Origin of the sequence: Hymenobacter monticola, assembly GCF_022811645.1 — a bacterium.
GTDB lineage: Bacteria > Bacteroidota > Bacteroidia > Cytophagales > Hymenobacteraceae > Hymenobacter > Hymenobacter monticola.
In genome coordinates this window covers 1618219-1643443 of record NZ_CP094534.1, presented here as the reverse complement: position 1 = coordinate 1643443, position 25225 = coordinate 1618219, and the positions used below count along the sequence as shown (strand labels likewise).

Here is a 25225-nt window from a genome sequence, read left to right as displayed (position 1 = left end):
CGCCTGCCTTCCGTATCGTTCCATCCTTACTCCTTACCTCATGTCCAAACCCCTACTTTCACTGCCGGCAACGGGCCGGCAGTTTCGTCGTCTGCTGGGTACTGCGGCGGGCCTAGCACTGCTCTTGGGAGCAGCCGACGCGCAAGCCCAGACCGTATATGGCTTGGGCACCCTCACGGCCTCCGTAGGTCCGTTCGTGAACGGCCAGCAGGGGCTGGTGACCATCGACGCCGGCACCGGCTTTGCGCCCTTCATCAACACCCCCATCACGGGCGTGGCGGCGGGCCAGACGCTGGTGGGCATCGATTTCCGCCCCGCTACCGGGCAGCTGTACGCCTTGGGCTACAATGCCGCCACCACCGCGGTGCAGCTTTACACCCTCAATCCGGCCACCAGCATGGCCACGCCCGTGGCCGCCTCCTTTACGTTTAACCTGGGCACGGACACCGACCGCATCGGGTTTGACTTTAACCCGACCGTGGACCTCATCCGAGTGGTGAGCACCAACGAGGCGAATATTCGGGTAAGTCCCGCCACGGGTGTGCTCTCGAACACCGATGGTTCGCTGAACTATGCGGGCGGTAGCCCAACCAACCCCGGCGTGGGCACGGTGGCTTACACCAACTCTTTTGCCGGAGCTACCAGCACCACGCTCTACGACTACGACGAACTGAACCTCACCACGGGGGGCACCAATATTCTGTCCATTCAAAATCCGCCGAACAGCGGGACGCTGACGGCGCAGCTGCCCGTGACGTTCAATGGCTTCCCCACCAGCGTGGTGCGCGCCATCGACATGGACATTTACTACAACCCCGACACCCAGCAAAACCAGGCGTTTCTGACGGAAGTGAACAACTCCGGCGGCACCAACTTCTATTCGCTGGACCTGAGCACGGGCGCGGCCACGCGGCGCGGCAACACCGTGCCCGCCGGCACGCCGTTTGAAATCCGCGACATTGCCGCCGCGCCGGCCGGCGCCCTTACGGGCCAGCTGGCCTACGGCGTCACGGCGCAGGGCGTGTTCGTCAGCTTCGATACCAACAACCCGGCCATCATACGCAGCGCGGCCCCGGTGACGGGCCTGGCCGCGGGCCAGACGCTGGTAGGCACCGACTTCCGGCCCAACACCGGCCAGCTTTTTGGCTTGGGCTATGACTTTACGGCCGCCGCGGGCTCGCCCAGCGCCAACCTGTATACCATTGACCGGAACACGGGCGTGGCTACGCAGGTGCCGGGCAGCACCACCATTCCCCTGGACCTGGGCAACGCCACCAATAGCATCGGTTTTGACTTCAACCCCACGGTGGACCGCATCCGGGTGGTGAGCACCAATGACCGCAACTACCGCCTCAACCCCACCAACGGCGCCATTGCTGCCCCCGACGGCAACATTGCCTACGCGGCCAGCAACCCCAACGCCGGTGCCAACCCCACGGTGGGCACCGGTGCCTACGTCAACTCGTTTGCGGGTTCCACCACCACCTTCCTGTACACGCTGGACCACGCGCTGGGCCTCATCAACTACCAGAACCCACCCAACAACGGCACGCAGGAAGTTTCGCGCTCGCTGACCGGGGTGAACGGGTCAGGCGTGGGCGGAGCCATCGATGCGCAGAACGACTTTGACATTTATTTTGATGGCACGGCGAACGTCGGCTACCTGACCGCGGTGCCCAACGGGCAGGCTGCCAGCCGCCTGTACCGTCTGGCCCCTTTCAGCACCACGGCTACTACCGACCAGGCCGCTACTGACCTGGGCGCCATTGGCACGGGGCTGGTGTTACGCGACATTTCGGTGCTGCTTGCGCCAAATTCGACGCCCAACGCTACGGCGGCCCTCACGGGCCGGCTGCTGTACGGCGTAGCTGGCGGCAACCTGATTTCGTTTGACTCGGGCAGCCCAGGCGTCATCCGCACGGCCGTGAACTTTGGCGGCGGCATTACCACCGGCCAAACCGTGGTGGGCGTGGACTTCCGGCCAGCCGATGCGCAGTTGTACGCCCTGGGCTATGACCCGGCGCTGGCCAGCCCCACGAACAACGCCCAACTCTACACCGTGAACCTAACCACGGGCAACCTCACGGCCGTGGGCTCGGCCATTCGGCTGGATTTGGGCGCGGGCACCTCGCAGGTGGGTTTCGACTTCAACCCGACCGTGGACCGCATTCGAGTGGTGAGCACCAACAACGCAAACTACCGCCTCGACCCCAACACCGGCGCCGTGGCCAGCATGGACCCCAACCTGAACGGGACGGTCGGCACGTACTCGGCCACGGCCTACACCAACAACCAAAGCGGCACCAACACCACCGCGCAGTACGTGTTTGACTCGTCGAACGGCAGCTTCACGCAGGCCACCAACCCCAACGGCGGGGTGGTGAGCGGCCCGGCTTATTTCGTGACGGGAACCGGCACGACTACCGGGGGAGACTTCGACATCTACAACACGCCCGGCACCACCACCAACCAGGGCTTCATTGCCACGGCGGCCTCCTCAGCCAGCGCCAACGACAACCTATACATCGTGGGTGATTTTGGCAGCCCGTTCAACTTCACGGTGAGCAATGCCGGGCGCATTGGCCAGGGCACGAACCTGTCGGGTTTGTCGGCCTTCATTTCAGCTGCAACGCTGCTGACCTGGAACGGCTCGGTGAGCACCGACTGGGGCACGGCCGCTAACTGGACGCCCGCCCAGGTACCCACCGCCGCCAACAACGTAATCATTCCGGACGTGACCAACGACCCCGTGGTGACCGGCAACCAGCTGGCCAACGCCGTGACGCTGAACACGGGCGCCACCCTTACCCTGGCCGATGGCTCGGTGCTGAGCGTGAGCGGCAACATCGTGAACAACTCGGCCACCGTCACGTTCTCGGGCACCGGCACGGGCCGCGTGACGCTGGCCGGCACGGCGGCACAAAGCATCAGCGGCACGCTGACGACCTTCCCGAACCTGACCACCGGCGCGACGGCGGCCACCAACATTGGCGGCCCGGTGGCCATCCGGCGCGGCCTCACGGTGCGCAACTCGCTCGTGACCAGCGGCCAGACGCTGACGCTGCTTTCCAGCGCCGCAGGCACGGCCTACATCGTGTCGAGCGGCGGCACCGTCACCGGCAACGTGACCGTGCAGCGCTACATCGACCCCAGCCTGAACCAAGGCTTGGGCTACCGCCACTACTCGGCGCCGGTGAGCAATACCACCGTGGCCGACCTGCAAACCAGCGGCTTCACGCCGGTGGTGAACCCGCTGTACAACGCGCAGGGCAACACCGTGGCCACCTTCCCCAACGTGTTCGGCTACGACGAAACCCGCGTGAACACCAGCGGCAGCGCCGGCTCCATTGATTTTGATAAGGGCTACTTCTCGCCCAATGCGCTGAGCGACGTCATGCAGGTGAGCCGCGGCTACACGGTGAACATCGACGGTTCGCAGCTGGTCGATTTTGTGGGCACGCCCAACGACGGCGCCACGCCCATTGTGGCCAGCGGCCTCACCCGCGGCAGCCAGGCAGAAAGCGGCTACCACCTGCGCGGCAACCCCTTCCCCTCGGCCCTCGACTGGAACCTGATGGTACAGAACAGCCGCCTGAACGGCGTAAACAACGCGCTCTACGTATTCAAGAGCAGCGGCCAGTATACCGGCAGCTACGCCAGCTACGTGGGTGGCATTGGCACCAACGGCGGCACCAACGTGGTGCCCCTGGGCCAGGGCTTCTTCGTGCGGACCAGCGCGGCCGGCGCCACCGGCAGCCTCACCTTCACCAACGCCGAGCGCATCACCACCTTCGATGCCACGCCCTTCCAGCGCAACGCGGCCGACACCCGGCCCCAGCTCACGCTGGCCCTGGGCAACGCCTCGGCCCGCACCCAGGCCGTGGTGTACATGGAAGCCGGGGCCACCGCCGGTTTCGACCGTGCTTTTGACGCCAATTTCCTGCCCGGCTCCAATGGCCTGACCCTGGCCCTGGCGGCCGGCGCCGAAAGCCTTGCCATCAGTGGCTTGCCCGTGCTGACGGGGGCCGACGTAGTGGTTCCCCTCCACGTGGGCGCCACCACCAGCGGCACCTACATCCTGCAGGTAGACGACCTGGCCAACCTACCAACTGGCTACTCCGCTTACCTGCGCGACGGTCTCACCGGCACCTATACCCGCCTGACGCCCGGTGCTAGCCTCACGCTCACGCTGGCCGCCAACGCTGCGGCCGGGGGCCGATACGCGGTGGAATTCACCACGCAGGCCCGCGTGCTGGCCACGGCGCCCGCTGCGCTGGCCAAGCTGGCCTCGGTGCACCCCAACCCCGCCCACGGCGCGGCCACGCTGCTGCTGCCCGTGGCATTGCGCGGCCAGCAAGCCACCAGCGTGTCGGTGGTCGACAACCTGGGCCGCACCGTGCTGACCCGCACGCTGGCCGCCGGTGCCGCCGAAACGCTGGAGCTGCCCCTCACGGGCCTGGCCCCGGGCGTGTACTCGGTGCTGGCCCGCACGGCCGCCGGCCTGGTAGCCAAGCGCCTTGTGGTCGAATAATGGCTTAACCCACCCGGCCCCGGAGGTCTTTGTGCCTCCGGGGTTTGGTTGGGCCTGCGTTTCATTTCCAACGACTTTCAGCTCCTCACCATGAAAATGATTACCTCAACTCTTCGCCTTTTCGTTGCCGCGGCCGGCGTATGCTTGTTGGCAGGTGGCTTGACGCCGGTGCTGGCCCAGCCCGGCAGCGGCGGCCCGGGTCCGGGCACGCCCGTCACCCCCACCAATCCCACCGACGTTCCGCTCGATGGGGGCGCTTCGCTGCTGCTGGCCGCCGGCGCCGCCTACGGCCTCAAGCGCCTGCGTCAAAGCAAGCGCGCTGCCGCCCCCAGCCGGTAGACTGCTTGTTGATTTGCATTGAAAAGCCCCCGAAACTCGGTTTCGGGGGCTTTTCTCATTTCTCTGATTGCCGTGACGGGTACCTCTGGTGTAATGTAATGGCGAGGACGTACCCCTTGGCGGCCCTAGAAACCCATCCCAATCCGGAAGCCCGTGCCCAGCCTCTCGCCGCTTTGCAGGGCGGTGTAGAAATCAACCCGCAGCACTTTGATAATGTGCTCAATACCCACGCCCACTTCCACATAGTGTCCGGCCTGAGCGGTTTTCAGGTAGTTGAGGGACGCTACTTCCTGCCATTTCAGCTTGCGCAGCAGGGGCACGTAGTTGAGGAAGAAGCCGTTGAAATGGTGGTCGTAGTGGGCTTCGAGGTAGGAGTTGTTGGTGCTGAAGCGGTAGTAGTCGAGCAGCTGGAAGTAGCTGAAGTTGCCGGTGAGCAGGGTTTGGTTGCCAGAGAAGTGGCGGTAGTCGATGAACGTCATCCCCTGCTGCCGGCCCACGAAGCCGCCCACGTTCACGCGGAAGCTGCTGCTGCCCAGCAGGCCCAGCGAGAGGTTGTCGCGCACGCCGGCTTGCAGCAGCAGGTAGCGCACGTCAGAATCGAGCACGCCGGGCACGGCCAGGCGGCCTTGCACGTTGAAAGTAGGCCACTTCGAGCCGAGGTTGAACTTGCCGTCGGGCCGGTTGATGTAGCGGGTGCCCGGCCGATAGTCTACCGACAAACCCACTGTGAGAATCTGGCTGCGGCCGAAACCGGTATCGGGCAGTTCGTCGCTCATCGGGCGGTTGGAAGTGAAGGCGCGGCCGGGCACGTCGTGGATGAGCTTATCGGTGGTGTTGTAGAGCTCGTGGCGGTCGAAGTAGCCGGCGGTGGCGCGCAGGTTCAGGCCGTTCACCGGCTCGGTGAGGTAGGTGAACTCGGCGCCGTCGCGGCGGTAAAGCTTGGCGTAGTTGCGGTTGTCGAACAGCGTGTACGCCGAGTTGATGAAAGGTGTGAGCTGCGAGTTCTTGTCGAAGTTCTCAACGGTGCGGCCCGCCACCAGCCCCACCTGCTTAATCCGGACCGGGTGCAGCTGCCAGGTGGCGCTCAGGCTGGGGTTGAGCTGCTCGCTGCTGAAGCCATAGCGCAGCGTGGGCGTGATATTGAAAAACCGGCGGTCGTCGGTGTACTTGTTGAAAATGGCCTGGGCGTTGAGCACCACGCCTTCCACGGTGTTGTACTGAATAATCTGGGCCACCGGCAACACCCGCACCGACTGCTTTTTGAACGTGTTCTGGTGGGTGTAGCCGCCCATCAGCAGGCCGATGGGTTCGAACTCATTGCGCTTTTTGTCCAGCGAGTCCTGGTAAGGGCGCGAGTTGCGGATGACCTCTGTGCTGTCTTTCACGTGGTAGTCCTTCTTCTCCTCCAGCGTGAGCGGTACCGGACGCACGGCGTCCCAGTAGGCCGAATCCCGCTCGTTGGCGCCTTTCTCAATGCGCTGCACCTCGCCGCGTCCCATGCTGGCAAAGGGGTCATTTTTCACCGAGTCGCGTCGGGCCTGCTTCACCTGCTTGCGCACCTGGCGGTTGAGGCCGCCCAGGTCGGGCCTGCGCTTGCGGATTTGAGCGGCGGTTTCCTGGCCCACGGGCGCGTCCGGCTTGGCCTCGGCCACCACCGGCGGCGCGGCTTTGGGCTCGGGCGGGGCCGGGTAGGTGGGCACCACGGCCGCGTAGTTCGAGAGCACGGCGTTGATGTAGCCCGAGCCCTTGAAGCCCAGCCCCGACAAGCTGGCCCGCACCTGCTGCGACTGAATGAGCCACACGTTGGGGTTGCCGGGCGCGGGGGCGTATTGCTGGGCAATAGTCAGGTTGTCGACGTAGTCAATTTGGGCGTCCTTGTCCAGGTTCAAATCGACGGAGTGAATGCGCCACGAGCCGTCCACGATGTAGATGTAGCCCGAGAAAACCGGGTCGGTCCGGCGGCGCGGAATCACGCGGATTTTGTGCACCGTTTCGCCGCCCTGCGGGGTGCTACCCACCAGCTCGTATTTGTAGAACAGCATGGCGTTGCTGGCAATGGGCGACACAAACCCGCGCTCCGAAAACGCCGGCTTTATCAGGTTCTCATAGAAGCCCAGGTTGCGCCCGGCGCTGGCCCGGTTGAAGCTCAGCCCGCGCGAGTCGCCGCTCACCCGGCTCGATATCATGCGCTCCTTCACCACGTTGGGCTGGGTGAAGCTGATGTCGGACAGGCTTTCGGACAGGTAGAAGATGCCCTTCTTAATGTCGGGGCCCAGCTTGAACAGGCCCATGATTTTGGCGGGCGTGTCGTCGATGCGACCCAGGCTTTTGATGTAGATGCGGGCCCGGTAGGCGGCCACCTCGCGCCGGTGGTAGGCGCGCCACTGCTGCGCCTGCTGAATAATGGCATAGGCCGGGTCGCGGTCCGAAGATTTCACCAGCACCTCGCCCAGGTTGTAGGCCTCAGCCTGTAAAGTCACGTTCAGGGTCAGCACCGAGTCGCCGCCCGGCACGCGTAGCGGGCGCGTCTGCGGCCGGTAGCCCACGTATTGAAACACCAGCTCGACCGACCCCGCCGGCAGGCGCAGCTGGTACTGGCCTTGCTCATTCGCCCCGGTGCTGGTGGCCGAGCCGCGCACGGCCACGTTGGCAAACGCCAGCCCCTGCCCGCCCGTGCCGCTCACCGTGCCCTTAATGACGCCGGCATGGCTCAGGCCGGACATCCCACTCAGTAATAAAACAACGACCAGAAAACGGTAAGCAGACAAAGGCATAGGGTAGCGCGCAGAAAAAGAAGGCCAGCCAAGTTACGGCCTCCGGGAGCGCAGATACCAAAGGCGGCTCCCGAGTTGCCTGTCCGGTGGGCGCTGGCCGCACCGGCCCCAAGCGCCTACACCAGCCCCGACACGTCGAGCTTCGAGCCGACCGCCAGGAAGTTGTTGGCCACGGCCACCACGTCGGCAGGAAGCTTGCTGATTTCCAAACTAGTGGATGTTACCGACACCACGTCGCTACCCACAAAATTGCCTTCCTGCAACAAATCGCGCAGCAAAGCAGCGTGGCGCGCTTCTACCGATACAATTTTGCCGGCCAGGGCCAGATAAGCCGGAGACGTGAGGAAGCGGGCCGCTCCGTTGTAGGCCGCCACGCCCAGGTCCTCGAAAGTCTTGGCATTCGTCAGCACGCCGGCGCGGTTGTTAAAATCGATGACGGAAAAATCAGCCACCAGCCCATCGGTGATGCGGCCGGTAGTGATGGCGGCTTTGAAAAATTCGCGGTGTATGATTTCGTGGTAGTACAGGTCGTCGAGCATCTGCTTTTCGGCGCTGCCGGCGGCCAGGCTGGTGTAGTAGGCACCGGTGCGCACCCGCGTGTAGAAGGCCGCTTCGAGCTGCTCGAGGGCGTAGGCGTAGTTGAGCACGCCTACGTCGCCCGTCCCCACATTTACCAGGGCTACCAGCACCGTGAAGGATATGCTACTGGTAGCGGTGCCAGCAGGCGTGGTCACGACTAGCAGGCCGCTGGCGGCGCCAGCGGGCACAGTGAAGGTGATGGTGGTGGCATTTACCACCGTGAAGCCGGTAATGGCCACGTTGTTCAGCGTCACGGCCGTGGCGCCGCCCAAGTTGGTGCCGCTCACGGTGACCACGGTGCCGGGCGCCGCACTGCTGGGCGTAAAGCCGGTGATGGTGGCCGCCTGCGTGGCGGGCAGCACTGTGAAAGAGCTGCTGCTGGTGGCGGTGCCGCCTGGGGTGGTGACCACAATGGCGCCCGTTTGGGCCGTGGCCGGCACCAGCAGGTTGATGGTGGTGGGCCCTGCCACATTGAAGAAAGCCACCACGCCGCCCACCGTGACGGCGGTGGCGCCCGTGAAGTTGGTACCGGTGAGCGTGACGGCCGCGCCGGGTGCCCCGCTGCCAGGCGAAAAGCTAGCAATGGCAGGAGCCGGCGTGGTGGGCACCACAGGGTCTTCTTTTTTGCTGCATCCCGCCAGCCACAGGCTGCCGGCGGCCACGCCAGCACCGGTATATTGCAGGAAGGAACGCCGCGGCAGCGGCTGGCCGGCGGCCTGGGCTAGCGAATGTAGAGAGGACATAGGGCGACTGGATTAAGGGTCAGCACGCTGAACGGCCCTCGATGTAAAATGTTGGCGCGGGCCTGAAAGCCGGGCTGCACTACTCCAAATAAAAGCCCCGGCGGGGCAGCCTTCGGGGCGAAGGCTGCCCCGCCGGGGCGCTAATCAGTTCTTTTTAAGCAAAGCCCCAACCGGCCGGGGGCTTGTGCAGCCCCCGACCGGCTCTTGCTGCTTGCGCTAGTTGAACAGCGCAGTGGGGTTGGCCGCGAAGTTTTTGGCAATGGCTTTCACCGTAGCCGCATCCAGTGGCTCGTCGAAGGCCTCGGCGCCGGCCGTGGCCGAGCCGCCGGTGGGCACCAGCGTCTGCACGTTCACGGCCGGGTTGCCCTGGCTCGCGTTGCTTTCGGCGGGGAAATAAGAGGCCGGGGCCGTGCCCGTGGCGGGCGCACCGGCATTGTAGGGGCCAACGGCCGCCGGCGCACCGGCGACGCCGTTGTTGGGCAGCGGCGGCGTGGCGGGCGTTTCGGCAGGCGCAATCCAGCTTTTGGGCAGGCTGGTGCTCGCAATGCCGCCCCGCACCAGCGAGCGGATGCGCGAAGAATGGCGCGCTTCCACCGAGTGAATGTTGAGGGCAGCTTCCAGGATGTCTTTCGTGGTAGGGGTGTTCAGATTGGGGGCACCGCCTTTATAGGCGCGCACGCCGGTGTCGACGAACTGCTGCGCCACCATCAGGAATTCCGCCAGATTCGTGAAGTTGCCCGTGTTGGGGGTGGTAGCGTCGCCGAGCGAGGGGAATAGCTTGGCCCGGCGGTTGGTTTGCGAGCCCGTGTAGTCGAACCCGCTCCGGCCGGGGTCGGGGATGGCGTCGCTTTTCAGCACGCTGGTCAGGGTTTTGATGTGCAGGTTTTCATCATTGAGAATAATCTCAATGGCGCCCCGCTGTTCCGAGCCGGCCGGCAGAATGCTTGAAGCCAGCGCCGTTTGGTAGAAATACTTTTCGAGGTATTCCAGCTGCAGGGCCAGGTTCAGGGTGTCCCTCACGATTTGGGGCAGGCCGCTGCCGCCGGTGGTCTGGCCGTAGGCTTTGTTGAACAGGGCAGGCAGCGCCAGCGGCAGGGCAGCGGCCGTCACTTTTTTGCCAAAACCCAGGAAGTTGCGAAACGCCGCCCGACGCGAGTCGAACCGGTCGTACACCTCGGGGTCGACCTTGGCGATATCGTCAATGATTTGAAATAAGTCCATGTTGAAGCTGATTTAGAAAGGATAAGGGGATGGCGCCAACCGGATTATACAAAGCTGGTGGCGCTGAGCTTGGAGCCGTTGGCCAGGAAGGTGTTGGCAATGGCCAGCACGGCCTGCGGGCGCTTCGAGCGCTCCTGCCCGGTCCCAGTCGTGGGATTGATGTCCACCACGTCGTCGGCCACGAACGTGTTGGTGCCCAATAGCTCCCGAATGGCGGCCGCGTGCCGGGCTTCCACCGACACGATTTTGCCGGCTAGCACCAGGTTGTCGTTGCTGGTAATGAAACGCCCGGCGCCGTTGTAGGCGGCCACGCCCAAATCCTCGAACGCCTTAGCCGCGTTCAGCACGCCCATTTTGCCCGACGTTGTCGTCCGTTGCGTGAAGTCGATGTTGCTGAAATCGGGCGTCAGCGCCTTAATGGCCCCGCTCCCGAGCGCGGCCTTAAAAAATTCGCGGTGAATGACTTCATGGTCGCGCAAATCCTTCAGTATGGCTTGCTCGGCCGCCGTGGCCCCGGTGTAGAACGAGCTCACCACCTGCGTGTAGAAGGCAGCTTCGAGTTGCTCCAGCGCGTAAGCATAGTTCAGAATGCCTGGGTCGCCGCTCCCTACATCGATGAGCCCGGGGGTGGGGTCTACGTTGTCGCTGTCTTTAGAGCAGCCGGCCAGCCAGAGGCCACCGATGGCAAGGCCCGCGCCCGAATAGCGCAGGAAATCGCGCCGGGCCACGGCGCTGCTAGCGGCCTGGCCCGGGTCGGCGGCAGGTTCCGCAAAGTGGTTGTGGGAGTTGTACATAAAACGAAAAGGAAATGTGGAAAAGAAGGATAATAGCCTTACGCGCTTCGATTGGTTGTGCGCCTCGTCTGGCTTAAAAATGAGTAGAAAAGCGGACGGCTTTAGGTATTAATCGCGCACTTCAGGCAAAAGCGTTAACGTTCAGCTTACTACGATGCCCGGCCTCGATATGGCAGTTGTTGGCCCCACCGTGCTGCTGCCCAATAGCCGGAGCTAACCGGTGCGAACCCAACTTTTACCAGTGGCGTTGGGTAGTAGGCTACGGCCGCCGTGCCTGCTACCTTACCCACTGCATGTTCAAGAATCCCGACAAAGCGCCCAAGCAGTACACGCCCGGCGAAGCCCTGCAAAAAATTGCCGCCTTCTGCGCCTATCAGGAGCGCACCTTCAAGGAAGTGGAGCAGAAGCTGCGCTCCTATGGCCTCGACGAGGACGAAGCCGGCGAAATCATCATCCGCCTCAGCCGCGAGAAGCTGCTCGACGAGCAGCGGTTTGCCCAGGCGTTTGTGCGCGGCCACTACCGCCACAAGAAGTGGGGCCGGCGCCGCATTGTGCAGGAGCTCAAGCAGAAAGGCATCAGCGAGTTCTGCATCAAGGCGGGCCTGAAGGAAATTGACGGCGATGAGTACTACCAGAACCTGGTGGACGTGGCCGAGAAAAAAGACCGGCAGGAAAAAGAGAAAAACCCGCGCGTCCGCCGCCAGAAAATCGCGCAGTACCTCACGGGCAAAGGCTACGAGCAGGACCTGATTAAAATGGTGCTCGATGACCTGGGCAAGGTGCCGGAAGACGACGAGGAATAGGGTGTACTCTGTGAGTCTGCGCCGGGCCGAATGACCTTCTCAGTTCAGGCATGCGCGGACTCACAGAGTCCACGCTACTGCTTGGGGCCGGCTTTGGGCAGCGTCATTTGCTGGCCCAGTATCACGCGGCGGCCGGTGAGGGTGCGCAGCATGGGCACCAGAATCTGCTCGGCGTTGCGCTGGGTTTGGGCCAGTATGCCGGATTGCAGCGCGGCGTTGCGCACCTGGGCTTCGGCGTACTTGTAGCCTTCGTCCACCAGCTCAGCATCTTTGAAAAAGCCGTTTTCGGTGTTGAAAACGCGGCTTTGGTTGTGGTTAATCTGGAACGAGCACAGCTCGGGCGCTGGCAACGACACCCGGACAACGGAGTCGCCTTCGAGCACCACGTCCTGGGGCTTGAGCTTGCGCAAGTCGATGCAGCCCACCGCTTCGCCGCCCACCACCAGCGCCACCTTCGACTCGGGCAAAAAGCGGTAGGTGCGGCGCCGGTACTCCACCACGTCCTTGAAGCGGTAGCGCACCAGTTCCAGCCGGCCCAGGGCCTCCACCTGCGTGAGCACCGTGTTGTGCGTGACCGTGACGCGGGGCTCGGTGTCGGCCAGGGGGTTGAGGTCGTTTAGGGTAGGCCCCACTTTCTTCCAAAGAAACCAGCCCAGCCCGACTAGAAACAGCAGCGGCAACAGGCGGCGGATTAATCGAATAAGGTTCATATACGGTAGCGTACGGCCGTGGGCCCGGCGCGTTGGCCCGGCGCGCGGCCTAGCTTTGCGGGCCATGCGCGTGTTTTCGTTTTTTCGGTTGCTAAGCCAGCGGTTGGCGCCGCACTGCCCGGTGCTGCTGGCGGCGCTGTGGGTGCTGGTGCAGCTGGTGTACCTGCGCAAGTTTCACGGCCCGCACTTTGCCAACGACAGCGGGCGCTACCTGGCCTACGCCACCAACATTGCCGAGCGATTCTACTTCGAGCCCGGCCACAACCTGCGCTACGTGCTCTACCCGCTGTTCCAGAGCCTGTGGCTGCGGCTGGGCCTGGGCTGGTGGGGCATTGTAGCGGGCCAAATGGCCGTATCGGCCCTGGCTACACGGGCCATCTATCGGGGCACACGGCGCCTGGCCGGGGGCCTGGGCGGGGCCGCGGCGCTGACGACTTTCCTGTTCATCGCCTGGCCCGACATTCAGCCGTTCAACGTCTTCCTGCTGACCGAGTCGCTGTTCATCAGCCTGGTGGCTTTGTCGTTCGGTGCCTTCACCCGCTTGCGGATGGGCCGGCCGCGCCACTGGCTGGTGTTTCTGGTGTTGCTGCTGCTCACCGCCCTGGCCCGGCCCAACGGCTTTTTGGTGGCCCTGGCCGCCGGGTTGGCCGGCCTCGATTCCCTGCGCCGCGCCCCCAACCGCCGACCTTGGCGCGCGGCCCTGCTAAGCCTGCTGTTGCTCTCGCCACTACTGTGGGCGGCCCTCAACCACCAGCTCGCTACCTACTTCCTAATGGATACCTACCAGCGCGGCGAGCTCATTTTCCGCTCCCAGCTGTGGGCCGTGCACCAGGCCGCGCCGCTGCAAATGCCCCCGCCCGGCACCGGCCCAGCCCTTCGCGTGCTGTACTTCGCCGTGCACAACCCGGTGTATTTAGGCCGTCTGATGCTGGGCAAGCTGTTTGTGTTTGTCAGCTACCTCAAGCCGCACTACTCGCTGGCGCATCGGCTGCTGGGCGTGCTGGTGTTGTGGCCCGGCTACTGGCTGGCGGCCCGGGCCACCCGCCGGGCCGACATCTGGCGGCCGGCCCGCCTTTTTCTGGCCGCCATCTTCCTGCTGCAAACGGCCATCATCATGCTCACGGTCGACGACTGGGACGTGCGCTTTCTGGCACCGGTGCTGCCCGTGGTGTTTGTACTAGCCGCGCTGGAGCTGACGAGCCGCAGGCCCGCCTCCGCGTCGACTCAGCCGAAGCGCTGATGCCAGCCGGCCCAGGCCTGCTGCCCGCCGGTGTGAATGGCCACCACCGTGCTGCCGGGTGCGAAATGCCCTTGCCGAATTAAATCCAGCACGCCAAAAAGCATCTTGCCGGTATAAATGGGGTCGAGCAGCACCCCATGCCGCTGCTGAAACGCTTCGATAAAGGCCAATAGCTCCGCCGAATATCTCGCGTAACCGCCGAAGTGATAATCGGTTTGCAGCGAATAATCAGGAAACGTCTTACCAACCGCCTGCTGAGTCAGCTCATCAATTTCAGCGCGCAGGAAGCCGCCGTTTTTCAGCGCCGCTACGCCAAGGGCCTGCTCAAGGCCACACAGGCCCGTCAGCAAGCCCGCTAGTGTGCCGCCCGTGCCCACCGCTACGGCGAGTGCGTCAAACTCCACCTGTGCTCTGATTTCATCGACCAACTCGGCGCAACCTGGCAAGGCCAGGACGTTGGTGCCGCCTTCGGGCAACACGTAGGCCGGGCCGAATCGCGCCTGCACTTCGGCCAGAAATTCCGGCTCGGCCCGGCGGCGGTAGCTGCTGCGGTCGAGGTAGTGCAGGGCCATGCCATCGGCCGCGGCCTGAGTCAGCGTCGGGTTGAGCGCGGCACCGGCCGTGGGAGCGTCGCCGCGCACTAGGCCAATGGTGCGGAAGTCCAGCAGCCGGCCGGCCGTGGCCACTGCCGCCAAGTGGTTGGAATAGGCGCCGCCAAAGGTGAGCAGCGTGCGGTGGCCCTGCGCCCGGGCCGCTTGCAGGTTGTATTTGAGCTTGCGGGCCTTGTTGCCGGGCAAGTCGGGGTGGGCCAGGTCGTCGCGCCACAGCAGCAGCCGCACGCCACGGGCATTGGCCACGGGCTCCCTAATTTCCTGCAAAAGCTTGCTCATGATTCCGGTTATTGGCTCAAAAAGAAAGGCCGGGCTTTCCAGCCCAGCCTTTCCGGATATTTCGCAAACGAGAGGCCGCTAGGCAATGGGCGCTACATCGGTGCGGTCAGCCTGCGCCGTTTTGCGGCGGGCTACGTACACGCCCGCGCCCACCAGCACCAGCACCAGCACGATGCTGGAAGCCAGCGACACGGCATTGCCCACCGAGTACGACTTGGGCTCGAACTTAAAGTCGATGGTGTGGGCACCGGCCGGCACCTGCATGGCGCGCAGCACATAGTCGGCGCGGAAATGCGGGGCCGGCTTGCCGTCGATGTAGGCCTGCCAGCCATCGGCGTAGTACACTTCCGAGAACACCACCACCCCGGGGTGGAGGGCATTATAGCGGTACTTCAGCTCGTCGGGGCTGTAGTTGGTGAGGGCAATGGTGGAGCCGGCTGCCTCGAAGGAGGTGGCGTTCAGGTCGGGGAACTTGGTCACGTCCACCGCGGCTTCCACGCGCGGGTTTAGGGTGTTGAGAGCCGTCATCTCCTCGTCGGCCGTCTTCACCGGCCGGATGGTGCTCACAAACCAAGCATTGCCCAACGCGCCGGGGTTCAGAATGACTTGCTGCGGCTGCTTCTCCGAGGGCGGCGTGAGGAAATAGCGGGTGTTAAGCATGTTCAGCACCGGCGCTGCGTCGGGCTTGTTCTGGGCGAAAATCTGCTGCATCTGCGGCGAAATCTGGCGCTCAATCAGGTCCTGGTAGCGGCGCAGCTTGGCCCCGTGGTAGCCGCCGATGCTCTTGTGGAAGTACGAGGTTTGGGCTTCGTTGAATGGGTTTGCCAGGTTCAGCACGCGGTAGCTCAGGTCGTTGTCGCGCAGAATCTGCTGGTCGGCGGGCGAGGGCTGGAATTCCTCGGCGATGGTTTCGCGCTGGAATTTGTTCTCACCGAGGTAGCGCTTGTCCACGCCCCACAGGTCGAGCAGCGTCAGGGCCACCATCACCAGCGCGGCGGGCATCACCGCCAGCTTGCCTCGCAGGTAGAAATACAGCACGCCCAGCGCCGCCCCAATGAAGAGCAGCCCGCGCCACACGTCGTTGCGCAGCAGGTCGGCGCGGTCGGCGCGCAGGGCCTTTAGCAGCTCGGGCGTGAAGCCCTGCTTGGTCAGTTCCCCATCAATGGGCGCCGCAAAATCGAAGCTGAAGCTGCCCAGGTACGCCAGCAGGCAGATGCCCGCCGTGATGGCGCCGGCATACAGCAGCTGGGGCAGCAGGGCCGCCGCTTCGGGCGCCAGCGCCACCTTGGTACCGGGCAGCACCGGCACGGCCGGCACCACCACGGCGCGGGCCCGGAAGATGCGGCTGAGCGCCAGCGCGCCCAGAATGGGCATGGCCAGCTGCGCAATGACAAGGGCCATGCTCACGGCGCGGAACTTGTTGTAGCCGGGCAGCAGGTCGAAAATCAGGTAGTTAAAGGTTTCAAAGTTCTTGCCCCAGGCCAACAAAATGGAGAGAATGGTGCCCGCCAGCAGCCAGTAGCGCGTGCGCTTCTCCACCACAAACAAGCCCAGAATAAACAGGAAACACACCACCGCGCCCATGTACACCGGGCCGGCCGTGTAGGTCTGTTGCCCCCAGTAAGTCGGCATCGAGCCTAGGTAGTCGGCGGGCAGGCCGGCTTTGGCAAGGTTAGAATCGGTGCCGAGCGGCATCGAGCTGGCGCCACCGTAGAAGTTGGGAATCAGCAGGGTAATGGTTTCGCCCACGCCGTAGCTGTATTGGAAGGCGTAGTCGCGGTCCACGCCCGAGCCTTCATCGGCGGCTTTGGGTGCGGGTGCTTCGCCGGGGGCGGAAGGGGCCGCCGTCTTCAACTCGCTGGGGCCGCGGTTGCTGTACTTGCTGTACTCAGCCGTGGTGTAGAGGCGGCCGAAGCTCACGCCCACCGCCAGCGCGGCGCCCAGGCCCAGCAGGGCCGTGCGCTGCAGGAAGTCGGGCAGGCGCCCGCTCCGTGCGGCCGACACCAGCTCGATGACGGCGAAAATGGCTACCAGCAGCAGCAGGTAATAGGTGATTTGCAGGTGGTTGACGTGAATGTTCAGCGTAAGCGCCACGGCAAACAGCGCCGCGCCCAGCCACTTGTCGCGCCGGTAGGTGACAAGGATGCCGCCCAGCACCAGCGGCGCATAGGCCAGGGCCATGCTCTTGGTGTTGTGGCCGGCGGCCAGAATGGCGAGGTTGTAGCTCGAAAAGCCCAGCGCCACGGCGCCCGCCACCGCCACCAGCGGCCGCACGCCCAGCGCCACCAGCAGGATGTAGCCACACAGCAGCGCCAGAAACAGGTTGGCCACCACGGCAGGCAGCCCCAAGGTCAGCACCTTCTGCAGGTAGCCTGACCAGTCGCCCGGGAAGTGCAGGCTAATCAAGTAGGTGGGCATGCCCGAGAACATGGAATTCGTCCAGAGCGCCTCCTGGCCCATGGCTTTGGCGTATTGCTGCGCCTCGTGGGCCCCACCCTGAAACTGGGTGATGTCGTGCTGGGCCAAGGTCTTGCCATCGAACACGATGGGCGAGAAGTACACGCAGGCCAGCAGCGCAAAAAATAGCACCGCCAGCACGTGCGGTAAAGCCCGCTGCCACCACGGCGCGGACGAAACAGAAGAAGCGGAAACAGCAGCAGCCATCAGGGCAAATTTGAGGGAACACAAAAACGTGCCCGAAGGTACAGCGCGCAAGGTTGCGCAAGGTGAAAAGAGGTTTCGCAAGGTTTAGCCCAATGGCAACCCCGCAAAACCTCTTTTCGCCTTGCGCAACCTTGCGCGCCTACTTTACCTCCTCGAAATCAACATACTCGCCGCCTTTGAAGTCCTGCGGCGCGTTGGTGGCTTTCGCGGCGGGCGGCACATAATCGACGCGCACCTGGCCGGGGGCCGGCGGAGAGCCGGCCTGCGCCTGTGGCGGCACCACGAAGCCGCCGTTGCGCATCTGTTTGCGCACAAAGCTGCTCAGCACCAGCCGCAGCACAATGGGCAGCAGGTAGCGAACCGCGAAAAAAATCAGAATGAAAATGAGCCAGAATTTCATAGAGTCCATCAGGTGGGGGCTGCCCCAAAGGTACAGCCAGCGCGGGCTGACGTTTGAGCCGGGCCTATACTTCAGGCCAACACCCCGGCTGGGCCTAACGTTTCCGCAGCGCCCGAGCTACAGCACCGGCCACGAGGCCGCCGGCCGTATACCAGGCCACGGTCATGGCCTGGGTTTGGGGCGTGCGGTTGCTGGGGCCCTCGCCCAGGCCCAACGGGCCAGGCAGCACCACGCCGCCCACGCCGGCGGCCACGCCCAGCAGCAGCCCGCGCCGCACCGCGTGCTTACCGCTGCCCACCAAGCTGTAGTAGAGGCCATTGCTGAGCACATCGCCGGCCATGGTCAAATTGAAGAGAGTGTCATCGTCGGGCTGCGGGGCGTTGGCTTTGCCCAGCAGCTTGCGCAGGCCGCGCATGCCCAGCACGTCCATGCGCGGGGCGTCTTCGGGGCGCAGGCGGCGCACGGTTTCGTGAATAGCGGTGAGGGCGACGGCCCCGGCAAAGCCGGCGGCAAGGGAACGAAGAAGCTTCATGGGGTGGAAAGGAATGTTGCTCAATCAAACGCACGTCCGAAACCGGAGTTGCTAAATTTTTTCCGGCTCAGAGGTTGCGCGGCGTTTAGCGGCGTGCCTATCTTTGCGCTCCCTTCCAAAACCGTTGGCCGGGAACAAGCCGATTTAGCTCAGTTGGTAGAGCAGCTCATTCGTAATGAGCAGGTCGTTGGTTCGAGTCCAATAATCGGCTCTTCTTAAAGCCCCGGAAAAGCTTTTCACCCCGTGAAAGCATTTTCCGGGGCTTTTTGCTTTTAGCAGCTAATGCCGACCTGGCTCCTACTCCGGCAGTAGGCGGATGATGAAATTTTTGAGCGGGTTCTTTTTGATAATGGTCACCAGTTGGCCAGTGGCGTACCGGTATTCGTCCTCGCGCCCATCGCGCACGGCCTTCCAGGCGCCCGCACTGCCCCGGCTCAGGGCGAAGTAGTCGCCGAAGTATTCGGCAAAGGCACGGGCTTGGCCCGGCGGTGGTTCGCCCCAAAACAGGTTGGTTACTGCGTAGCGAATGGGCTGGGTTTCGGTGGCCTGGTAGTGGTGCTTGTACTGGTCGGCCACGATGTCGTAGTGGTCGCCCTTCCATTCGGCCCGGGAGGCAAAATCGCCCTGGTTGGTGTGCGCCGTCACCGTCGAAAGCAGCAGCTGGCCGTTGTGGAAGCGGTTGGTAACCTGATAGTAGATTTTGAGGTGATAGAACAGAAAATCAACTTTCACGTCGCTCACTAAGGTGTAGGTCGCATCGGCCCCGGGCGGGGCCTGCCTCGTTGCCGTCATCGTGCCTACCCGAATGCCGGCTACCTCAATGCCGTAGCGCCGCACCTCGGCCGCAACGGGCGGGCGCGCAGCACAAGGCCGCGCCAAGGCGCTGAGCAGCAGAAAAGAAGCAAGCGACATGAAAGGGCGCTGGGTAGAAAGGAAAAAGAAGGCCGTGCTGCCTCGCGGCAGGCACGGCCTTTTGATAAAACACTATTGTAAAACTAGTTAGCAGCACCCGCCGCCATCGTAGTGAAAGGTGGAAGGCGAGATGAAAATGTCGTCGCGCCCCAGAGCGGCCAGTGCCCCAGCCGTTTTGTCGCACACGGCCAGCGGCTGGTTTTGCAGCAGCACGTGGCCTTTGTGGTCGTCGAGGTACTCTTCGCCGCCGTAGTAAATGGCCGTGCGGCCCGTGAAGATGCAGGGCCCATCGGCTGGCATGGGGTCTTTGATGGCACACACTTCCACGCTTTCGATGAAAATAACCTCATCGGTAGCGTAGTGCTGGGGCGAGAGCACGCGGTAGGCGCGCCTGGCCCGCACCTCCACGGTGCCGAAGCCCACCTCGGTTATCATGTCGAGGTACTGCTGCAGGGGCAGCGAGCCGGTGAGGCAGAGGGCGCGCAGGCGCTCGTCGGCCCGCAGCTCGTCGCTCATGGGCTGTTCGCAGGTGGGGTCCGACATCACGAGGCGGCCGTGGGGCTTGAGCACGCGGTAGGTTTCCTGCAGGGCGCGCTTGAGGTCGTCGAGCTTGAAGATGTTGAACAGGCAGTTTTGGGCGGCCACGTCCACGCTCTCGTCGGCCACGGGCAGGTGCAGGGCGTCGCCGGCGCGCAGGTCGATGAACTCGCTGCGGAACCAGTCGTTCTGCTCCTCGGCCGTGCGCATGTTTTCGCGCGAGGCGTCGAGCATCTCGCTCACCACGTCCACGCCAATCACGGCCCCCGGCCGGCGGCTGAAGTAGGCAAATTGCAGCAGCTCCATGCCGCCGCCCACGCCCACGTAGAGCACGGTGGGCGAGTTGGTGAGGTCGCGCGGGTTCACGGTGCTGCCGCAGCCGTAGTTCATGCTCAGCATGCGCTGCGGAATGCTGAGGCCAGGCAGCTGCCACACGGGGTTGGTGGTGCAGCACAGGCCCACCTGGGGCTCCTGGGCCGCCTGACGGTACACGTCGGCGGTGGTTTCGAGGTAACTCATAAAGGGGAGGTTTAGGCTATTGCTGGTTAAGGCTCCAGTTGTAGTCGAGGTAGGAAATCTTGGTATTCTCGTCCATCTTGACGGAAGCGTAGCGGTTCACCCACTTCGCTACCGACTGGCCATTCTTCTGCCAATCACCTTTGTACCAGTCGAAATATTTCGAGAGCTGGGCTGCTGCCTTGCCGACTTTGTTTTTGGCCGGGTTGTTCAGGAAGTCGCGGCCCTGGTCGTCGAGCTGCTTTTCCAACTGGGCGGGCGTGTAAGCCTCGTTACGCAGGCGCGGGCACGACATGGAGGCGCATACCAGCGCAAAGTGAATGCGCGGGTCGTCGAACTTCTTGCGCAAGGTGCCGTGCTCGATGTTGTCGAGGCTCATTTTCTCGCCGCCGATGCTGAAGAACTTGGCGGCCCAGGGCGTGGTCACGAACGGAATCTTGATTTTGGAGCCAATGTCCTTGATGCTTTGCACCGGGTAGTGGTCCAGGATGAGGCGGATGGTGAAGGCATTGTAGGCATTAATCCAGTAGGCCATCTGCTCATTTTTGGGCGCGCTGGATGCCGGCGGATTTTTGCTGAGCATGGCCAGGTATTGGTTAAAAGCCGTCTCATCGGCTTTAAATCCCTTGTAATCAACGAGCCCCTTGGCCGAGACGTGCTTTTTCAGCAGCTTGTCGAAGGCGCTGTGGTCGACCGCGGCGCTGGCGGCGGCGTGGGCAGGATGCCACTCGGGGCGGTGGCCGGGCAGGCCGGGGACCCCGGCGGCGGGCATGCCGGCCGCCAGCAGCAGGGCGCCGAGGGCGGCAAGGTTCAAGCGTTTATTCATCGCGGCCATATACGAGAAAGCGGAGCGGTAAAGATTGTCAGGCCATCCTTCGGCCGCGGCCATTTCGTAAGCAATAACGGCTGCCGCTCTGATTTGTCAATTAATCCGGAAGTTGCGGGCCCTAAGCCCTTCCGCCCCCGATGCTCAGCGTTATCATTCCTACCTACAACGAAGCTGCCAATATTGGCCGCCTTGTGGCCGACCTGCGCCGCCATGCGCCACCGGGCACCGTCGAAATCCTGGTAGTCGATGCCAGCAGCCCCGATGGCACGGCCGCCGCCGCCCGCACGGCCGGTGCCACCGTGCTGGAGCACGCCCGGCCCGGCCGCGCCGCCCAGATGAACCTGGGGGCGCAACAGGCGCAGGGCGATATATTCTACTTCGTGCACGCCGATGTGGGCATTCACCCCGGCTACGTGGCCACCATTTGGGAGGCCGTGGCCCGGGGCCACGCCGCGGGCTGCTACCGCTTCCGCTTCGACTCGAAGCATCCGCTGCTGCGCATCAACAGCTACGGCACGCGCTTCAAGGGCATCATGAGCCGGGGCGGCGACCAGACCTTGTTCATCACGCGGGCGCTGTTTGAGCAGCTGGGCGGCTTCAACGAGCGGTTCGTCATCATGGAAGATTTTGAAATCATTGAGCGCATCCGGCGAGTGGCCAGCTTCTACATCGTGCCGCAGGACGTGGTGGTGTCGGCCCGCAAGTACGAAACCAACAGCTGGCTGCGCGTGCAGTTGGCCAACCTCACCGCCTTTTCGATGTACTTCCTCCGGCTGCCGCCCACCCGCATTGCCCGCACCTACAAGGCCCTGCTCAACTACCGCTGATGCTTCCCCGCGTGCTCGTGACCGGTGCCAATGGCTTTCTGGGCCGCCACCTCGTGGCGGAACTGCTGCGCCGTGGCTACCCGGTGCGCGCCCTGGTGCGGCCTGGCAGCCCGCCTAGCCCGGCCCTGCCGCCTTTGCACACGCTGCCGGTTGAAATATGCGAGCTGGACCTCAGCTGTGCCGTGCGCAAAGCGGAGCTGGTGGCCACGGCGTCCGGCTGCGGGGCCATCATCCACGCCGCCGCGCTGGCCCAGGTGAACCCAGCCCGCAGCCCAGCCGTGTGGGCCACCAACCTGCGGGGCACGGAACAGGTGCTGAGCCTGGCGCAGCAGGCTGGCGTGGCGCGCCTGGTGTATGTGGGCACGGCCAACGTCTTCGGTTTCGGCACTTTAAAGCAGCCCGGCGACGAAACCCGGCCCTACGCCGGCCAGCGCTACGGCCTCGACTACATGGACAGCAAGCGCGCCGCTACCGACCTGGTGCTGCGCGCCGCGGCCCAGGAGCAGCTGCCAGCCGTGCTGGTGCATCCAACCTTTATGCTGGGGCCCGGCGACGCCCGACCCACCTCTGGCGCGCTGCTGCTGGAGTTGCGCGCCGGCCGGCTTCCCGGTTACCCCATAGGCGGCAAAAACTACGTGCACGTGCACGACGTGGCCGTGGCTTGCGTGAATGCTCTCACGGAAGGCCGCGTGGGCGAGTCTTACATTCTGGGCAATGAAAATCTGAGCTACCGCGACGCCTTCAGACTGATGGCCGACGTGCTGGGCGTGGCCGCGCCGCGCTGGCCCCTGTTGCCGCCGCTGGCCAATTGCTACGGCGTGCTCAGCAGCTGGCACGCCAGCCTCACCGGTCGCCCCGCCCGCGTGAACCCGGCCATGATAGCCGTGGCCAACGACGGGCACTACTTCACTCCGCAGAAGGCCCGCGCCGAACTGGGGTTGCCCCAGACGCCGGTTCGTGAGGCCGTGGCCGAGGCTTTTGAATGGTTTAAAGCCCACAATTATGTCCAGTAACCCCACCGCCGGCCCGCTGGCGGGCCAGGTCGTTTTGATTACCGGCTCCGAGTCGGGCATTGGCCGCGAAACGGCCCGTGCCTTTGGCCGGCTGGGGGCCGCCGTGGTGCTCAACGGCCGCCAGGCCGAACGCCTGGAGCACACCCGCCAGGCCTTGGCGGCGGAGGGCTGCCGGGTGGCAGCCTGCGTGGCCGACGTGACCGACTACGCGGCCTGCGAGCGGCTGGTGGCTACGGCCATTGCCAGCTTCGGCCGGCTCGATGCACTGGTTACTAACGCCAGCATCTCGCAGCGCGCCTACTTTGCCGATATGCAGCCCGAGGTATTCAAGCAAGTGATGGATAGCAACGTGTACGGCTCGGTGTATCCGCTCAAGGCCGCTTTGCCGCACCTGATGGCCAGTCGGGGCAGCGTCACGTTTATTTCCTCCATTTCGGCCCTGAATGGCATGCCCAGCGGCTCGGCTTACTGCGCCGGCAAGGCGGCACTGGCCAACCTGGCCCATACCCTGCGCCTGGAGCTGGCCGAGGCGGGGGTGCATTTCGGGGTGGTGCACATCGGCTTTACCCAGAACGACCCCGACAAGCGTGTGCTCGACGCGGCAGGCCAGCCCGTGCCCATTGCGCACCGCCCGCCGCGCTGGCAAAAGTCGCAGGCCGAGGTGGCGGCCATCATTGTGAAGCACGTACAGCGGCGGCGACGGCGCACGGTTATTTCGGCGTTGGGCCGCCTCATTCTGGTGGTGCACTCGCTGCTGCCGCGCCTCGGCGACTGGGTGGTGCTAACTTCCCAGCGCCGGATGCGGAACTTCTACGAGTAGCCCGCGGCAATCTGCCCCCTTCCTTTTTCTCGTATTGTTTATAAACCCCACGCATGGAAACGTATTACAACCCCGCCGACCTCAAGAAATTCGGCAACATCGGCGAGTTTCAGAAAGAGTTTGCCGATAAATTTTTCTCCTACTACGGCGCTGTTTTTGCCGAGGGCGCCCTCACGGCCCGCGAGAAATCCCTGATTGCGCTGGCCGTTTCTCACGCTGTGCAGTGCCCCTACTGCATCGACGCGTACTCGGCCGACACGTTAGAAAAAGGCTGCTCCGAGGCCGAGATGATGGAGGCCGTACACGTGGCCGCCGCCATTCGCGGCGGGGCCACGCTGGTGCACGGCGTGCAGATGATGAACAAGGTAAAAGAGTTGTCGATGTAATTACGTGCCAATTGAATGGTCAGACGGCGCATGCTGTTTGATGCGCAGCAGTGCCGCCTGACGTTCTTTTTTGCTGCCTGGCCCGCCTACTACCCTTATCTCATGACAAAATCCCTTAAAGCCACCGGCAATCAGCTCGCCGACTCGGCTTTTCAGCTGACGGTGCTGCGCCAGGAAGTGGTAGATGTGCTGCACCTGCCGCCTTTTCATCAGAAAATGGCCGAGGTGGGGCTATTTCCGCTGCGGCCGGTAGCGCCAGCGGTGCTGCAAATCAACGTGGGCAAGATGTGCAACCAGGTGTGCAAGCACTGCCATGTGGACGCCGGCCCCGACCGCAAGGAAATCATGACCCGCGAGACCATGCAGCTCTGCCTCGACGCGCTGGCCCAAACCGACATTCCGACCGTAGACCTGACCGGCGGCGCGCCCGAGATGAACCCCGACTTCCGGTGGTTTGTGGCCGAAATCAGCAAGCTGGGCCGCAAAGTCTTAGTGCGCTGCAACCTCACCATCATCGTGGCCAACAAGAAATACCACGACCTGCCCGAGTTTTTTAAGGAGCACGGCGTGGAGGTGGTCAGCTCCCTGCCCTTCTACTCGGCCGACAAAACCGACCGGCAGCGCGGCGACGGCGTCTTTGCCGACTCCATCAAGGCCCTGCAAATGCTGAACGCCGTGGGCTATGGCCAGCCCGGCAGCGGCCTGGTGCTGAACCTGGTGTACAACCCGGCCGGGGCCTTCATGCCGGGGCCGCAGGCGGGGCTGGAGCAGCAGTTCAAGCGGGCTCTGCTCAAGGACTTCGGCATTGTGTTCAACAGCTTGTTTGCCATCACTAACATCCCGGTGAGCCGCTTTTTGGACTACCTCATCGAGTCGGGCAACTACGCGGGCTACATGGAGAAGCTGGTGACGGCCTTCAACCCCACGGCGGCAACGGGCGTGATGTGCCGCGACACCATCTCGGTGGGCTGGGACGGCGGCCTCTACGACTGCGACTTCAACCAGATGCTGGACCTGCACGTGGCCAGCACCAGCCAGCACATCCGCGACTTCGACGCCGCGGCCCTGGCCCAGCGCCCCATTGTGGTGAACCAGCACTGCTACGGCTGCACGGCCGGCGCGGGCTCCAGCTGTGGCGGCACGGTGGCGTAGGGGCCGTAGTCCA

Annotated in this window: 21 protein-coding genes and 1 tRNA gene; 10 read left to right on the top strand and 12 right to left on the bottom strand. The window is 63.9% G+C overall.

Annotated elements, in window-relative coordinates; genetic code table 11:
- Positions 1-40 precede the first annotated feature (40 nt).
- Both MTP16_RS06940 and MTP16_RS06935 read left to right on the top strand, forming a co-directional pair.
- On the top strand, positions 41-4531 hold the full coding sequence (locus MTP16_RS06940) for a DUF4394 domain-containing protein (protein ID WP_243517204.1): 4491 nt from the start codon (positions 41-43) through the stop codon (positions 4529-4531).
- A gap of 90 nt (positions 4532-4621) precedes the next feature.
- Positions 4622-4870: a PID-CTERM protein-sorting domain-containing protein gene (locus MTP16_RS06935; RefSeq protein WP_243517203.1), complete on the top strand. Its 249-nt coding sequence runs from the start codon at positions 4622-4624 to the stop codon at positions 4868-4870.
- 125 nt (positions 4871-4995) lie between these two features.
- Here the strand turns inward: MTP16_RS06935 and MTP16_RS06930 are convergent, their stop codons facing one another.
- From MTP16_RS06930 to MTP16_RS06915, 4 genes are all read right to left on the bottom strand, one after another.
- Positions 4996-7638 carry a DUF5686 and carboxypeptidase regulatory-like domain-containing protein gene (locus MTP16_RS06930; protein ID WP_243517201.1) on the bottom strand — a complete coding sequence of 881 codons (2643 nt, stop codon included), beginning with the start codon at positions 7636-7638 and terminating at the stop codon, positions 4996-4998.
- Between the two features lie 122 nt (positions 7639-7760).
- Positions 7761-8966, bottom strand: a complete 1206-nt coding sequence (locus MTP16_RS06925; protein WP_243517200.1) for a ferritin-like domain-containing protein — start codon at positions 8964-8966, stop codon at positions 7761-7763.
- Positions 8967-9182: 216 nt separating this feature from the next.
- Positions 9183-10187, bottom strand: coding sequence for a ferritin-like domain-containing protein (locus MTP16_RS06920; protein WP_243517197.1), 1005 nt, complete (start codon positions 10185-10187; stop codon positions 9183-9185).
- A 44-nt stretch (positions 10188-10231) separates the two neighbouring features.
- On the bottom strand, positions 10232-10981 hold the full coding sequence (locus MTP16_RS06915; RefSeq protein ID WP_243517194.1) for a ferritin-like domain-containing protein: 750 nt from the start codon (positions 10979-10981) through the stop codon (positions 10232-10234).
- 293 nt (positions 10982-11274) lie between these two features.
- Between MTP16_RS06915 and MTP16_RS06910 the strand changes: the two genes are divergently transcribed.
- Positions 11275-11784 (top strand): regulatory protein RecX, encoded by a 510-nt coding sequence (locus MTP16_RS06910; protein ID WP_243517190.1) that lies wholly within the window; start codon positions 11275-11277, stop codon positions 11782-11784.
- Positions 11785-11858: 74 nt separating this feature from the next.
- Here the strand turns inward: MTP16_RS06910 and MTP16_RS06905 are convergent, their stop codons facing one another.
- Positions 11859-12494 carry a DUF4230 domain-containing protein gene (locus tag MTP16_RS06905; protein ID WP_243517186.1) on the bottom strand — a complete coding sequence of 212 codons (636 nt, stop codon included), beginning with the start codon at positions 12492-12494 and terminating at the stop codon, positions 11859-11861.
- Positions 12495-12558: 64 nt separating this feature from the next.
- Here MTP16_RS06905 and MTP16_RS06900 point away from each other — a divergent pair, with 64 nt between their 5' ends.
- Complete coding sequence (locus tag MTP16_RS06900) at positions 12559-13734, top strand: hypothetical protein (protein ID WP_243517184.1); 1176 nt, start codon at positions 12559-12561, stop codon at positions 13732-13734.
- On the opposite strand, the gene MTP16_RS06895 is transcribed toward MTP16_RS06900, so the two are convergent.
- From MTP16_RS06895 to MTP16_RS06880, 4 genes are all read right to left on the bottom strand, one after another.
- Complete coding sequence (locus MTP16_RS06895; RefSeq protein ID WP_243517182.1) at positions 13719-14624, bottom strand: 1-aminocyclopropane-1-carboxylate deaminase/D-cysteine desulfhydrase; 906 nt, start codon at positions 14622-14624, stop codon at positions 13719-13721. The two genes, MTP16_RS06900 and MTP16_RS06895, sit on opposite strands and share 16 nt — an antisense overlap.
- A gap of 78 nt (positions 14625-14702) precedes the next feature.
- Positions 14703-17288, bottom strand: a complete 2586-nt coding sequence (locus MTP16_RS06890; protein WP_243517180.1) for a YfhO family protein — start codon at positions 17286-17288, stop codon at positions 14703-14705.
- 139 nt (positions 17289-17427) lie between these two features.
- Positions 17428-17688, bottom strand: coding sequence for a DUF4834 family protein (locus MTP16_RS06885; RefSeq protein ID WP_243517178.1), 261 nt, complete (start codon positions 17686-17688; stop codon positions 17428-17430).
- 94 nt (positions 17689-17782) lie between these two features.
- Positions 17783-18220 carry a hypothetical protein gene (locus MTP16_RS06880; RefSeq protein ID WP_243517177.1) on the bottom strand — a complete coding sequence of 146 codons (438 nt, stop codon included), beginning with the start codon at positions 18218-18220 and terminating at the stop codon, positions 17783-17785.
- Positions 18221-18358: 138 nt separating this feature from the next.
- Here MTP16_RS06880 and MTP16_RS06875 point away from each other — a divergent pair.
- A tRNA-Thr gene (locus tag MTP16_RS06875) sits at positions 18359-18431 on the top strand.
- Positions 18432-18517: 86 nt separating this feature from the next.
- On the opposite strand, the gene MTP16_RS06870 is transcribed toward MTP16_RS06875, so the two are convergent.
- The 3 genes from MTP16_RS06870 to MTP16_RS06860 all read right to left on the bottom strand — a co-directional run bounded on the left by MTP16_RS06870 (position 18518) and on the right by MTP16_RS06860 (position 21011).
- Positions 18518-19132, bottom strand: a complete 615-nt coding sequence (locus MTP16_RS06870; RefSeq protein WP_243517175.1) for a DUF6134 family protein — start codon at positions 19130-19132, stop codon at positions 18518-18520.
- An 87-nt stretch (positions 19133-19219) separates the two neighbouring features.
- Complete coding sequence (arsM, locus tag MTP16_RS06865; RefSeq protein WP_243517172.1) at positions 19220-20188, bottom strand: arsenosugar biosynthesis arsenite methyltransferase ArsM; 969 nt, start codon at positions 20186-20188, stop codon at positions 19220-19222.
- A 16-nt stretch (positions 20189-20204) separates the two neighbouring features.
- The gene (locus tag MTP16_RS06860; RefSeq protein ID WP_243517170.1) at positions 20205-21011 is read right to left on the bottom strand and encodes a DUF547 domain-containing protein; all 807 of its coding nucleotides are present in this window, start codon (positions 21009-21011) and stop codon (positions 20205-20207) included.
- 140 nt (positions 21012-21151) lie between these two features.
- Here MTP16_RS06860 and MTP16_RS06855 point away from each other — a divergent pair, with 140 nt between their 5' ends.
- The 5 genes from MTP16_RS06855 (at position 21152) to arsS (ending at position 25212) form a co-directional block, all read left to right on the top strand.
- Positions 21152-21841, top strand: coding sequence for a TIGR04283 family arsenosugar biosynthesis glycosyltransferase (locus MTP16_RS06855; RefSeq protein WP_243517168.1), 690 nt, complete (start codon positions 21152-21154; stop codon positions 21839-21841).
- Positions 21841-22854, top strand: coding sequence for an NAD-dependent epimerase/dehydratase family protein (locus tag MTP16_RS06850; RefSeq protein WP_243517166.1), 1014 nt, complete (start codon positions 21841-21843; stop codon positions 22852-22854). The genes MTP16_RS06855 and MTP16_RS06850 overlap by 1 nt, the downstream gene beginning before the upstream one ends.
- Positions 22844-23674 carry an SDR family oxidoreductase gene (locus MTP16_RS06845; protein WP_243517164.1) on the top strand — a complete coding sequence of 277 codons (831 nt, stop codon included), beginning with the start codon at positions 22844-22846 and terminating at the stop codon, positions 23672-23674. The genes MTP16_RS06850 and MTP16_RS06845 overlap by 11 nt, the downstream gene beginning before the upstream one ends.
- Before the next feature lie 53 nt (positions 23675-23727).
- Positions 23728-24060: an arsenosugar biosynthesis-associated peroxidase-like protein gene (locus MTP16_RS06840; protein WP_243517163.1), complete on the top strand. Its 333-nt coding sequence runs from the start codon at positions 23728-23730 to the stop codon at positions 24058-24060.
- Between the two features lie 102 nt (positions 24061-24162).
- Positions 24163-25212 (top strand): arsenosugar biosynthesis radical SAM (seleno)protein ArsS, encoded by a 1050-nt coding sequence (arsS, locus tag MTP16_RS06835; RefSeq protein WP_243517162.1) that lies wholly within the window; start codon positions 24163-24165, stop codon positions 25210-25212.
- Positions 25213-25225 lie beyond the last annotated feature (13 nt).

Bases quoted from the DNA above. Each gene is read 5' to 3' on its own strand.
- MTP16_RS06895 (WP_243517182.1), bottom strand. From the start codon at position 14,624: ATGAGCAAGCTTTTGCAGGAAATTAGGGAGCCCGTGGCCAATGCCCGT.
- MTP16_RS06860 (WP_243517170.1), bottom strand. From the start codon at position 21,011: ATGAATAAACGCTTGAACCTTGCCGCCCTCGGCGCCCTGCTGCTGGCG.
- MTP16_RS06850 (WP_243517166.1), top strand. From the start codon at position 21,841: ATGCTTCCCCGCGTGCTCGTGACCGGTGCCAATGGCTTTCTGGGCCGC.
- MTP16_RS06880 (WP_243517177.1), bottom strand. From the start codon at position 18,220: ATGAAGCTTCTTCGTTCCCTTGCCGCCGGCTTTGCCGGGGCCGTCGCC.
- MTP16_RS06925 (WP_243517200.1), bottom strand. From the start codon at position 8,966: ATGTCCTCTCTACATTCGCTAGCCCAGGCCGCCGGCCAGCCGCTGCCG.
- MTP16_RS06920 (WP_243517197.1), bottom strand. From the start codon at position 10,187: ATGGACTTATTTCAAATCATTGACGATATCGCCAAGGTCGACCCCGAG.
- MTP16_RS06905 (WP_243517186.1), bottom strand. From the start codon at position 12,494: ATGAACCTTATTCGATTAATCCGCCGCCTGTTGCCGCTGCTGTTTCTA.
- arsM (WP_243517172.1), bottom strand. From the start codon at position 20,188: ATGAGTTACCTCGAAACCACCGCCGACGTGTACCGTCAGGCGGCCCAG.
- MTP16_RS06935 (WP_243517203.1), top strand. From the start codon at position 4,622: ATGAAAATGATTACCTCAACTCTTCGCCTTTTCGTTGCCGCGGCCGGC.
- MTP16_RS06885 (WP_243517178.1), bottom strand. From the start codon at position 17,688: ATGAAATTCTGGCTCATTTTCATTCTGATTTTTTTCGCGGTTCGCTAC.
- arsS (WP_243517162.1), top strand. From the start codon at position 24,163: ATGACAAAATCCCTTAAAGCCACCGGCAATCAGCTCGCCGACTCGGCT.
- MTP16_RS06940 (WP_243517204.1), top strand. From the start codon at position 41: ATGTCCAAACCCCTACTTTCACTGCCGGCAACGGGCCGGCAGTTTCGT.
- MTP16_RS06870 (WP_243517175.1), bottom strand. From the start codon at position 19,132: ATGTCGCTTGCTTCTTTTCTGCTGCTCAGCGCCTTGGCGCGGCCTTGT.
- MTP16_RS06915 (WP_243517194.1), bottom strand. From the start codon at position 10,981: ATGTACAACTCCCACAACCACTTTGCGGAACCTGCCGCCGACCCGGGC.
- MTP16_RS06900 (WP_243517184.1), top strand. From the start codon at position 12,559: ATGCGCGTGTTTTCGTTTTTTCGGTTGCTAAGCCAGCGGTTGGCGCCG.
- MTP16_RS06855 (WP_243517168.1), top strand. From the start codon at position 21,152: ATGCTCAGCGTTATCATTCCTACCTACAACGAAGCTGCCAATATTGGC.
- MTP16_RS06890 (WP_243517180.1), bottom strand. From the start codon at position 17,288: ATGGCTGCTGCTGTTTCCGCTTCTTCTGTTTCGTCCGCGCCGTGGTGG.
- MTP16_RS06910 (WP_243517190.1), top strand. From the start codon at position 11,275: ATGTTCAAGAATCCCGACAAAGCGCCCAAGCAGTACACGCCCGGCGAA.
- MTP16_RS06845 (WP_243517164.1), top strand. From the start codon at position 22,844: ATGTCCAGTAACCCCACCGCCGGCCCGCTGGCGGGCCAGGTCGTTTTG.
- MTP16_RS06840 (WP_243517163.1), top strand. From the start codon at position 23,728: ATGGAAACGTATTACAACCCCGCCGACCTCAAGAAATTCGGCAACATC.